Raw genomic sequence first — 11,719 nt, forward strand, 5'->3', positions numbered from 1 at the left:
TTTAGCATTGCGATAAATCTGATGGAGATGACTTTCCACCGCAAAAGCTAACTCTACTCCCCCCGCACCACCACCGACTATTCCGATCCAAAATTTCGCCGAAAAATAGTAATGATAATACTGCCAAAATAATCAAAAAATATCAGTCTAAATGGGATAAAAATTATCCAATTAAATATTACTTTGAACCACGACAGGGATTGGCTTTTGCCAGAAAATGTGCAATCAAAAAAGCTAAAAGCGAGTTGATTGGTTTTCTTGATGATGACAACTTACCTTTTCCTAATTGGGTAACAGCAGCTTATACCTTTGGCAAATCTCATGGTAAAGTCGGTGCCTATGGCGGTCAGTCTCATGGAATATTTGAAGTGACTCCACCAGCAAATTTTGAAAGGGTAGCCAGCTTTTTTGCTCTGAAAAAAGCAAAAGAAGCATTTTGTTACAACGAAAAATATAACTGTGTTTATAAACGACTTTACCCTGCCGGTGCAGGAATAGTTATTCGTAAACAAGCTTGGTTAAAAAGTGTTCCTGAAACTGTTTGTCTTCCACAGACTGCAGAAGATTTGGAAATGCTATCACATATCAGAAATAATGGTTGGGAAATTTGGTTTATTCCAGAAATGGAAATTGAACACAAAATATCTAAACATCGTCTGGAAAAGGATTATTTAATTAAGTTTTTTCACTCAAATGGTTTAACTCGATATCAAACCAGAATGTTAAATTACTCTCAATGGCAAAAGCTATTACTAATGCCATTTCATCTAATTAATGATTTGAAAAAAATCATTGTTCATTTGCTAAAATATCACTCGGTTTTGCAGACTGATATTATTGCTATTGGTGAATTAAACCTATTATTGGCTATTTTTTACAGCCCCATAAATAATTTCTGGCAATATATGAAAAACTCCAGAAAAAATATCCTCAAATTAGCATTGTCTATATTGAAGAATCAAAAAATAATTTTTGCCGAACCTCTAAGGAAAGTACATAGAACAGGGTTTTAATCTGAAAACTAAATTTATAGTGCTTAAAAATACTTTATTTTTAGATTACAACTACCAATATATAGGTTGAACTAATGTTGTTACAAACTGATATGTCTACCAATCAAACCATTAAGCATTCTCATGGTTTTGCTATTAAACAAACTTTGCATGAATCTCTCAAAAACCTGGGAAATTTTGAAAAATGTGCTTTATTACAATATCCTCGTCATATCAATATTGGAGACCATCTAATTTGGTTGGGAACTGTCTTTTATTTAACTAATGTACTGAAAACAAAAATAGCTTATGCTTCCAGTTTAGAAAGTTTTTCTCAAGCTGAGATGGATGAAAAAATTGGTGATTCTCCGATTATTTTGCATGGTGGAGGAAATCTAGGAGATGTCTGGTATAAACAGCAAAAGTTTCGTGAAGATGTGATATCTAAAAATCATCATCGCCAGATTATTGTAATGCCACAAACTATTTATTTTCAGAATAAAAGTTATTTGGAAAAGTCGGCAAAAGTTTTTAATTCTCATCCCAATTTAACTTTATGTGTGCGCGATCGCTACAGTTATGATTTGGCTATCAAACATTTTGATAACTGTCGAGTTATTCTGGCTCCCGATATGGCTTTTCAAATGGCAGAAATGCCTTGTTTTTCTGNGATTATTGTAATGCCACAAACTATTTATTTTCAGAATAAAAGTTATTTGGAAAAGTCGGCAAAAGTTTTTAATTCTCATCCCAATTTAACTTTATGTGTGCGCGATCGCTACAGTTATGATTTGGCTATCAAACATTTTGATAACTGTCGAGTTATTCTGGCTCCCGATATGGCTTTTCAAATGGCAGAAATGCCTTGTTTTTCTGTTCCTATAAATCCTGAAAATTCTATTTTGTATCTTAACAGAACAGATAAAGAATTAAATCAAAGTTTTTTACCAAAATCAATGGGAATTTCTAATTCTAATTTGGTAATTGCTGACTGGGTTTCTTATAATCAACAATGGATTCTGGGAAAGGCTAATTCCCGATTTAGACAAATATTCGCTCAACTTTATCGAGAGGTTTGGCAACGGGGTTTAGCAACACCTCAAGAATTAATAGATAGACGAATATGGCTGAAAACTGCTACAGAAAATATTGATTTTAATTCTGTGGATAATCCATCTCTGCACCGTCTTTCTTTAAGTTTTCTCCATAGTGGAATTTATCAGTTTCAAAAGTATCGTTTGATTATTACTAATCGTTTGCATGGGCATATTCTCTGTGTGCTTTTGAATATACCTCATATATTTTTACCAAATTCTTATCACAAGAATCAATCCTTTTATGAGACTTGGAGTTACGATATTCCTTTTTGTAGATTCGTTTCAGATATTACTCAGATTGAAGCGAGTATTCAAGAACTTTTAGTATAGTCAACTTAAAAAGTAGGAATGATTTACTTATCATTCCTACTATTGATTACCCTGATAATTTTAACTTTTTTTGGAGCTATGTCACAACTCACAATAATTTTGAATAATTTCCTGAAATTACTTTATGGTCAAGGTTTTGTAGCCCAAAAAATCTTACTTTTGACTTTTGTAGGGGCGAATGGCCATTCGCCCCTACGACTTCTGAATTCCGTGAAATGTTATAACATCATATAAGATTTTTCATACTCTTAATACCAGCATGAATGCTAGTAGAAACTAATTAATTATAGTAGATACCTAAGTTTAATACAAACTAAATCGGAAAATGCTTTGTAACTATTAACTAAACATATTAACAGTAGAGAAGGAGAATGCGATCGCCTATTTTTTTCTAGACTCGTGAGACTCTCACTAATATTAGTAGAATTAGTCAGAGGAGGGCGATCGTTCACCCCATTTTGTTATGCAACGTCCTGGGTTATGGTTATGGCGATGTGGTTCATCAATTTAAAAAGCGCTGTAAGTAATAAAACTCTTGTTGTCATTGCGAGGCGAATTAAACCNAATATTAGTAGAATTAGTCAGAGGAGGGCGATCGTTCACCCCATTTTGTTATGCAACGTCCTGGGTTATGGTTATGGCGATGTGGTTCATCAATTTAAAAAGCGCTGTAAGTAATAAAACTCTTGTTGTCATTGCGAGGCGAATTAAACCAGTTAACCTCCTGGGGAAAGCATTAACATAGTCGAAGCAATCTTTATAGCATTCATCCTGCTGATGAGATTGCTTCGGGGGGGATAATTAATTCAACTACCGCCTTACAAACTATCCCCCCTCGCAATGACAGCGATGTTTAAATTGTCATTGCGAGGGGGGTTATTTCTCTTGCTGTTGTAGAAGAAACATTAAACCAAGATACCAGTAGTTGGATTTATTATTTGGTTCAATATTTGACTATATTTGTGTTAAAACTTTACAATACTTCCTACACGAACCCAGAGACCCGGTTTCTCCTAGACGTCCATTGCTCAAAACAACGATTGATCCTAGAAACCGGGTTTCTTTGCGTAAGTCCTAAATTATCAATTATCAATATACCTCTGCCACATTTGCTCGTAAGCTTTTTCCATCTCGCGAGTAAACTGTTTCGCATTCCATAATGGGGCGGTTTGCTTTGACTTTCTCAATTTCCAGGATATCTCCTGTCGTAATTTTTCATCTTTCCCTAATCTAATTCCCCATTCCACATATTCCTCATCACTCCAAGCAATACCTTCGGTAATGCCAGCATTGATCATCATGGTGTAGCTGTTGCGAGCGGCGAATTGTTGACCAACCCGCGTTACCATTGGGATGCACATCCAGAGAGTTTCTAATGTTGTTGTTGCACCGTTGTAGGGATAAGTATCTAAAACAATATCAGCAATACCTAAGTTAGCGCGGTGAATTTCTTCTCGAGCTACTTCTTCTATAGGAATGAGGCGATCGCTACTAATACCCTCTGACTCAGCAATATCTATCAGCAATTCCGATAAAATGTCTGACTCACCAAATTTTTTAAACAAGAAGTAACTATTGGGAACTTCCTTGAGGATTTTCATTTGCAGTCTGGCAGTATCGGGGTTGCACTTGAAACCTCTCTGAGCAGTAAAATAAACCACAGCATCACTGGGAATGCCTAAGTCTTCTCGTTTTAGACTGGGTATGTTTACTTCAAAACCATCCACCGCAACATAAGTTTGAGGTAGTCGCCAAATTTTATGGGGGTAATAGTCTTGAGCATTTTCTGGCAAAACATAGGGATCGGCAATATAGTAATCAATTGTTGGTATTCCTGAAGCATCCCACCCTAACCATGTTACTTGAATCGGTGCTGCTTTCATCGCCATAATTGAGCAACTATTAGTTAATGTTATGCTATCTAAATCAATTAATATATCAATTTCATCTTCATAAATATCTTCTGCCATTTCTGTACCAACAATACCGTAAACATGAGCTTTTGTTGCTTGATTAATATACCACTGTTGCAGAGAATCATTGCGATTTTCTGCACCTTGTAAATAAGCATATATTTCATACTTATCTCTATTATGATATGTAAATAGCCAACGGGTAATCCACCCTACAGAATGTCTTCTTAAACAATGGGATAAATAGCCGATTTTCAGAGTTTTTTTTGTTGAATTTATCTGTTTTTGTTGAGATAATTTATGACGATATTTATTAATTTGTTGAGAATTTGCTTTTTCTAAATTCTGTTGACAAAGCTCTGCTACTTGACTGCGAATTTTAATGTTTTTTTCAGCGCAATCTCTGGCATAGGGGAAGAAAAAACTAGAACTATATAAACGTATTGCTGCTCCGCCAAGTTTTTGAGGAGATTCCGTAACTAGAGATTGTAATAGCTTTTCTTGGTATTCAACAGCTTCTTGAACTTTTTCGTCGCATCCTTTTAAAGCTATTAAAGAACGACAAACTGAATGATAATCTATAACTTTTTCAAAGATTTTTTTTGATAAAGCATAACTCTTTTGGGCGTACTCAAGACCTAGAGAGTATTCTGTTAATTCTGTGCTGAATTGTGCCATAGTTCTCAATACTTCCTGATTTTCTGGCACAACATTCAACAATATTTCTGTATATTTTCTGGCGACTCCTAATTCTGCAAAGGAGTAGGCAATTTGATATATGGGTGGTATTAAACAACTAACAAGTGCAAGTTTATCTTCTATTTTTTGCACAGCAACTGATACAAATTCTATAGATGATAAATTTATCGGGTCATGTACCAAAAGTTTGTTCAGTAGATGCAGTAATAAATTTTGGTCAAGCTCCTCAACTTTGCTGTTTTTTAGTTGTGTAATAATTTCATATTCATTCAATTGTTCTGCTGTATAATTTTCAATACCAATAGATAAATAAATTAAATGTAATAGGTTATGAATATCAGTGGGATGAATTTCCCGAATATGTTGTCTGATCGTCCAAGCTACAGCATAATCTTCTTTTGCTGCTTGTCTGTTTGCTTCTGTTGTTAATACCTGTACTAATTCTTCCGTCCATTGTTCAACCTCTTCTACTTCTCCATCTGCTATACCTAAAAGCCAAGTTGTTTGTGCTTCCTCTTCTTTTCCTTGCAGTAATAAAATTAAACCCAATTGCCAGTAGTATGATTTACAATTAGACTGGGTATTTATTGCTTGTTCATATAAATTTGCAGCTTTTGTATAGTTTCCTTTCTTCCAATAAATATCAGCTTCTTGTTGCCAAGATGTTAGGTTGCTGGGGGTATCTTTAGGGAGCATGACAGAAGTAATTTAATGATTATTACTGCAAAATAGGCAGCACTTAATGTGCTACCTATTTTTAATTTTGGAGTTGTATTAATATTCCAAAACCTAGTTAATGGCTAAACTCAAACCCAAATTATGCTGGTTTGCTTGTCGGTTTATAAGTCATTGTCAAAAATGCCTGCATCTTTACATTCTGTGAAAGCACCAGGTCCCCCCTCCTTATCCTCTGCTTTAGCTGATGTCTTGCTTGACTCACAGAGAATGGTTTGTGAAGTCAAAGGACTCTGAGGGTCAGTGGGATCGACTTGTTGTAGAAAAGCTAGACCTGCGTAATATTTCAAACCACCGGCTGCACTTTCAGTCCAGGCATTAGCTCCAGCACCATCACCACCCGTATTTTCTTCTAAGGCATATGTATAGTTACTGGTAGAAGTTTTGATACCTAGACCTAGCTTTCCTATCTCTTTGACATCTGTGATAAAGCTACCATTCTCTGCATAATAAGACTGTTGACCTTTGTTAATAGAAGCCAAATACTGCTTTGCTTCAGACTGCTTCGCTTTGTTAGCTTGGTTTAAGAAAGAGGGCAAGGCAATAGCAGACAAAATTCCGATAATGATAATAACAACCAACAATTCGATTAGGGTGAAACCCTCTTCTTTTCTCTTCTTAGCAACGTGTTGTAAGAACTTAGCTTTAAATTCAGTCTTCATTTTGTTTTCTCCTATAAGAATTGGACCAATAATTTTTATCCCATAAATCTAACTTACCCACCTTGCAAAAATTTCATATCATCCCCCAGAAATTTTTTTTTATGGGATTGCTTTCCTACGGAAAGCTACGCAAACGTTCCTCGCAATGACGTTTAGGGCTAGTCATTGCGACTGGAACGGAGTGGAAGGAAGCAATCTCGTGGGACTTATGAGATTGCTTCCTATCGTCGCAATGACTATTGTTCAACCGGATTCTATATAAAAGCCAACTTACCAAGAGAGCATAAAGAAAGCCAGGTTTGTCATTGCGAGGCGAGGACTTAACAAATTAAACTTTTGGGGAAAGCATTTTCTAGCCGAAGCAATCTCTTAAATGGACTATCTATGCTAAAGATTGCCACGGGGGTACAAATTATTGGGTCAACCAACATAATTACTTTCTCAGGCCCCCTCGCAATGACATTTCCATTATGAGGCCAGGGCTTAAAGAGGTAGAGAGTATTAAAGAAAGCCAGGTTTGTCATTGCGAGGCGAGGGCTTAACAAATTAAACTTCTGGGGAAACCATTTTCTAGCCGAAGCAATCTCTTAAATGGACTATCTANGGTTTGTCATTGCGAGGCGAGGGCTTAACAAATTAAACTTCTGGGGAAACCATTTTCTAGCCGAAGCAATCTCTTAAATGGACTATCTATCCTAAAGATTGCCACGGGGGCGCAAATTATTGGGTCAACCAACATAATTACTTTCCGCCGGCCCCCTCGCAATGACATTTCCATTATGAGGCCAGGGCTTAAAGAGGTAGAGAGTATAAAGAAAGCGTGGTTTGTCATTGCGAGGCGAGAGTTTAACAAATTAAATTTCTGGGGAAACCATTTTCTAGCCGAAGCAATCTCTTAAATGGACTATTTATGCTAAAGATGGCCACGGGGGTGCAAATTATTGGGTCAACAAACATAATTACTTTCCGCCGGCCCCCTCGCAATGACATTTCGATTGTGGGGCTAGGGCTTAAAGCGGTTTTGCTCTTGCCCCTTAATTATCTTTGGGCTAGAGCAAAACTACAAACTAAAGACTTAAAGCGATCGCTTTCTTCTACTATTTTTCCTCTTCTTGTCCAAAATCAATTCGATCCCCCCTTCGTCCCCCCTTAAGAAGGGGGGAAATTCAAAGCCCCCCTTATCAAGGGGGGTTGGGGGTATCTACAGTTCCAAAACCATAACTGAAATAATACATTATGGGCTAAAGCCCAACTACAAACAAGAACTTAAGGCGATCGCTTTTTTCTTCTAACTATGTCCCACCGTCACCCCTACTTTCAATCCCAAAGATTCTAGTAATATCCGCAAAAGATTCAATTCTATTTCACCTGTTTCTTTAAGTTTTAGGTCAAATATTGCAAGGTTTTGATAAACATTATCAGAAACCCAGTTCAATTTCTCTCTAGCTTCTATAACATTAGAGATAGCTTTTTTTATCATTTTCGGATCGCCTTCCTCTAACACAACCTCTAGATAAACTGCTGCTTCTGAAGGTTCTTTTAAAGATTCAATTAATTCCCTATGATAACTAATACTCTTAGGCATTTTCAGGACTCCTGTAATCTTGCCAATATTAGTAGGTTGGGTTGAGGGACGTTTGCGGAGCATTTCCAACGGAAAAACCCAACACCATAAAAGTTTTGTTGGGTTTCACTTTAAATAATGGGATTGCTTCGTTCCTCGCAATGACCAGCAAAAAGTAGGTTGGGTTGAGGGACGTTTGCGGAGCATTTCCAACGGAAAAACCCAACACCATAAAAGTTTTGTTGGGTTTCACTTTAAATAATGGGATTGCTTCGTTCCTCGCAATGACCAGCAAAAAGTAGGTTGGGTTGAGGGACGTTTGCGGAGCATTTCCAACGGAAAAACCCAACACTATTAATACAAAACTAATCAAGGTTTGTTGGGTTTCACTATCGTTCTACCCAACCTACTAAGTAACTGAAAGCCCCCCTTGGTAAGGGGGGTTGGGGGGATCTAACGTTCCAAAAGCACATAAAGAAATGGGTCCAGAGTATCCAATAATTCCCTAACCTCCTCCCAACACCTCTCCTTGCTCACCGCTTCTAAAGTAATCGGGTCTAATGGCCTAATCTTGACTAACCGTTCTACCAAAGATTCAACAGTACAGATCCCATCCCACAAAGGCAGCAGACAAACAGCAATACTACTATCTATGTGAATAGGTGATAAGGTGGGCAACTTGACATAATTACTAATCTCAAAAGGTTTATGGTTATTGATACAGTTAATCAAATCCTCCCTAGCTTGAGAATTTCCTAACTGAGGATGGAGTTGTACCTTGGCCTTTTGCCAGTCAGAGTCGGTCCATTCAGAAACTGGCACAAAAGATTGACTTTGTTGAGGATGACCACACCAAAAGTCCAACAGACGGTGCATAGGTTGTAAAAGTTCAAATAAATGTAGTCGTTCTTCCACAGAAATTTCTGGTAAACTCATGCCTAAAAAAGCTGGCAATTCATCCTCATTTTTAAACAAATCCAAAATTTCCCACTGTCGCCATTTCACCATATTAATAAATTCTAAATCCGCACTTTTCAAAGCAGCAAAAACTTCAGGGATGGTGTAACCTTTATCTCCCAAAAACAAATAATTCATCTGTATCCATTCTTCATTTTTTGCCCTTTCCGGCTTCCAAATTTGCCGTTTCAGAATAATTGAATCTTTCAAAGCATCCAATGTTTCTCGTGCAATTTCCATTTCCATTTCTCCAGGATTTTCATTCATTAATCCCATCATTTCAAACATTTCCTGCCCTCGGAAATAATAATGACGTTGAAGGTAACTGTGGAGATTTGTTCTAATAATTCCATCTGGTTTTAAAACAGATTTCATTGCCTGCAAACCCGCAACTATATCTGGCAATAAATATAGAACTTCATCATTATTAATATAGTCAAACTCTAAACCTAAACTTGGTAGTTCTTCTATAAGCAAAACATGAAATTCAGCATTATCAAAACCATGATATTGGAGACGTTGCCGAGCTAATTCTACAGATTTTTCAGAAATATCAATACCTACTATTTTTGCCCCTGGATTGGCTTCTGCTAATACTAAAGCCTTATAACCACTGCCACATCCCGCATCTAAAATAAGTTTACCTTCAGTTTCTATTACCTTTTGATTTCTTAGATAATATGGTGTGACAAGATTATGAATAAAAAGTGATTCATAGTCATCTTTAGGAGATTTTTCTACAGGGGTTCTGGGATAAGTTACAACATCAAATTGTTGACGAATTTTTCTTTGTAATTCCGATTCGGGATGATTCATAATTTAGTAATTTATCTGACAACCCACCAAGAAATCAATTTCTGGGCTGATATTTAAAGTCCTCTGTAGGGGTTTGGTGACCAAACCCCTACCTGCTATGAGCCTGGGATTTTAATTCCAGGTGGTATTCGCAGTATTCCTGAGTGTATTTATCTTGTATTTAGCGATCGCTCTGACAACCCACCCAGAAATTCATTTCTGGGCTGATAGTTAAAGTCCATTAAAATGGACTGAAATTTAGCTAGTCCTCTTGAGAGGACTTTTTCTATGAGCCTGGGATTTTAATCCCTGGCGTTATTCGCAGTATTCCTTAGTATATTTATTTTGATTGAAATAATCGTTTATCAAATTATGAACAATAAAATAATTTTCATTATCAAAGTCCTAATTCTTTCTGCGGGAGTTTCCCTGCTTATCAAATATGGTGGCCCTTATCTATCTGTTCCCTCCACGGACATTAATGCTCTGATAGCTGTACTTATGCCCCCAATATTTATAGGAATATTATTAGGATGGCGACTTTTGCAGCAAGTTGAAAATGTGGAATGAGCGATCGCTCAAATCAAAATATTAAATATATTCTCAATTTTTCATTAATTGTTCTGGAATTATTTCTAATGCTGTTTTAGTCCAACACTTGTATATTTTATTTCTTCTATCTAAGCTTATCTCGTGAAGAATTATTAGCTAGATTTGGAGCAGAAAATTGATGAGATTACTTTTATATTCTGACTCCTGTAGGGGCAAATCGCAATTCGCCTCTACAACTAAAATAGAATTACTATAGCTATTCCTCCTATCCTTAAAAAAGGAGGATTTTCTTAATTTATCCAAGTCACTAAGCCATGAGCAATCACCTTTCATCTTCTCTGTTTTAACCAAGTTGATAAATCATCTAAGTTTCCCAATCTAAAATCAATTCTCCCAAAATTTCCAAATTTTTCAGAGACAACTTTTCTCAATGAATTTCATTCGAGCCAAATATTTTCTTAAAAACAAAATCTGTCTTAGGACTAATAAATTTCATGGCAAATAATAAAAATATCTTTTAAAAAGAGACCAATAATCTAGAACAAAAGTAAGGTAAAATATAACCCATATATTTTCAACTTATACTTTAACTCTAATTCCTATGAACTTAGGTAATTGGATTGGTCTATTTACCATCCTCGCTTCTATATACATATTGTGGCAAATTCGTCAATTACTATTGTTAGTATTTACTGCAGTGGTAATTGCTACTACTCTTAATAAACTATCCAGATGGCTACAACGTTTCCGAATTAAGCGATCGCTCGCTGTATTAATCTCGGTCAGTTTATTTATTCTACTAATTGTCACCTTTTTTTGGGTAATTGTTCCGCCTTTAGCAGAGCAATTTCAACAATTAATAACTATTGTTCCTCTCGGAATTGATAAATTAAATGATTGGCTGAATATACTTAAAGATCAATTACCCAATCGACTCAGAGAACAATTACCAAATATTGATATTAATGAAGTTATTCCTCAACTACAACCAATATTTAATCAATTAATTAATAATGCCGGAGCATTTGTTGGTAATACTTTCGGAATATTTCTGAGCTTACTACTAACTCTCGTTTTAAGCATAATGATGTTGGCAGATCCAGTCTCTTATCGTCAAGGGTTTATCAAGTTATTTCCTTCTTTTTATCGGCAAAGAGTTAACTTAATTTTAGATAGTTGTGAAATAGCTTTGGGAGGATGGGTAATTGGTTCTTTATTTAATATGAGTGTAATTGCTTTACTCAGTTTTATCGGCTTATCTATCTTAAAAATTCCCCTGGCTTCAGCTCAAGCTGTTTTGGCAGGATTACTAACTTTAATGCCACATATTGGACCGACTATAAGTGTGATTCCGCCATTGGCGATCGCTCTTTTATACTCACCTTTAAAATCTGCTTTAGTTGTACTTATTTATATTCTCATT

At 36.1% G+C, this 11,719-nt stretch carries 11 protein-coding genes; 6 read left to right on the forward strand and 5 right to left on the reverse strand.

Going from position 1 to position 11,719, the window contains the following annotated elements; all coding sequences use genetic code 11:
* Positions 1–92 precede the first annotated feature (92 nt).
* From hpsE to AFK68_RS39975, 4 genes are all read left to right on the forward strand, one after another.
* Positions 93–1,013: a hormogonium polysaccharide biosynthesis glycosyltransferase HpsE gene (gene hpsE, locus AFK68_RS27110; RefSeq protein ID WP_094676692.1), complete on the forward strand. Its 921-nt coding sequence runs from the start codon at positions 93–95 to the stop codon at positions 1,011–1,013.
* Between the two features lie 92 nt (positions 1,014–1,105).
* Positions 1,106–1,661, forward strand: a 556-nt coding sequence (locus AFK68_RS46650) for a polysaccharide pyruvyl transferase family protein (protein ID WP_371357584.1), incomplete at its 3' end; no start/stop codon positions are given.
* A gap of 11 nt (positions 1,662–1,672) precedes the next feature.
* A complete protein-coding gene (locus AFK68_RS46655) occupies positions 1,673–2,419 on the forward strand; it encodes a polysaccharide pyruvyl transferase family protein (RefSeq protein WP_371357585.1) in 747 nt (248 codons plus the stop codon).
* Between the two features lie 78 nt (positions 2,420–2,497).
* Entirely contained in the window at positions 2,498–2,653 is a 156-nt protein-coding gene (locus AFK68_RS39975; protein WP_210407649.1) for a hypothetical protein, read from the forward strand.
* Between the two features lie 848 nt (positions 2,654–3,501).
* Here the strand turns inward: AFK68_RS39975 and AFK68_RS27120 are convergent.
* From AFK68_RS27120 to AFK68_RS27140, 5 genes are all read right to left on the reverse strand, one after another.
* A complete protein-coding gene (locus AFK68_RS27120) occupies positions 3,502–5,727 on the reverse strand; it encodes an O-linked N-acetylglucosamine transferase, SPINDLY family protein (RefSeq protein ID WP_094676696.1) in 2,226 nt (741 codons plus the stop codon).
* Between the two features lie 143 nt (positions 5,728–5,870).
* A complete protein-coding gene (locus AFK68_RS27125; protein WP_094676698.1) occupies positions 5,871–6,428 on the reverse strand; it encodes a type IV pilin-like G/H family protein in 558 nt (185 codons plus the stop codon).
* 1,288 nt (positions 6,429–7,716) lie between these two features.
* Positions 7,717–8,013, reverse strand: a complete 297-nt coding sequence (locus AFK68_RS27135; RefSeq protein WP_094676706.1) for a DNA-binding protein — start codon at positions 8,011–8,013, stop codon at positions 7,717–7,719.
* Positions 8,014–8,041: 28 nt separating this feature from the next.
* A complete protein-coding gene (locus AFK68_RS35620) occupies positions 8,042–8,365 on the reverse strand; it encodes a hypothetical protein (protein ID WP_143438341.1) in 324 nt (107 codons plus the stop codon).
* A gap of 80 nt (positions 8,366–8,445) precedes the next feature.
* The gene (locus AFK68_RS27140; protein ID WP_094676702.1) at positions 8,446–9,765 is read right to left on the reverse strand and encodes a class I SAM-dependent methyltransferase; all 1,320 of its coding nucleotides are present in this window, start codon (positions 9,763–9,765) and stop codon (positions 8,446–8,448) included.
* Positions 9,766–10,116: 351 nt separating this feature from the next.
* Between AFK68_RS27140 and AFK68_RS27145 the strand changes: the two genes are divergently transcribed.
* A complete protein-coding gene (locus tag AFK68_RS27145; protein ID WP_094676708.1) occupies positions 10,117–10,314 on the forward strand; it encodes a hypothetical protein in 198 nt (65 codons plus the stop codon).
* A 583-nt stretch (positions 10,315–10,897) separates the two neighbouring features.
* Positions 10,898–11,719: AI-2E family transporter (locus tag AFK68_RS27150; protein WP_094676704.1), on the forward strand; the 822-nt coding region annotated here is incomplete at its 3' end.

Source organism: Hydrocoleum sp. CS-953 (genome assembly GCF_002260545.1).
Taxonomy (GTDB): Bacteria; Cyanobacteriota; Cyanobacteriia; order Cyanobacteriales; family Microcoleaceae; genus Trichodesmium.

Coding starts and splice junctions, on each gene's coding strand:
- AFK68_RS46655 (WP_371357585.1), top strand. CDS start 1,673: ATGCCACAAACTATTTATTTTCAGAATAAAAGTTATTTGGAAAAGTCG.
- AFK68_RS39975 (WP_210407649.1), top strand. CDS start 2,498: ATGTCACAACTCACAATAATTTTGAATAATTTCCTGAAATTACTTTAT.
- AFK68_RS27120 (WP_094676696.1), bottom strand. CDS start 5,727: ATGCTCCCTAAAGATACCCCCAGCAACCTAACATCTTGGCAACAAGAA.
- AFK68_RS27125 (WP_094676698.1), bottom strand. CDS start 6,428: ATGAAGACTGAATTTAAAGCTAAGTTCTTACAACACGTTGCTAAGAAG.
- AFK68_RS27135 (WP_094676706.1), bottom strand. CDS start 8,013: ATGCCTAAGAGTATTAGTTATCATAGGGAATTAATTGAATCTTTAAAA.
- AFK68_RS27140 (WP_094676702.1), bottom strand. CDS start 9,765: ATGAATCATCCCGAATCGGAATTACAAAGAAAAATTCGTCAACAATTT.
- AFK68_RS27145 (WP_094676708.1), top strand. CDS start 10,117: ATGAACAATAAAATAATTTTCATTATCAAAGTCCTAATTCTTTCTGCG.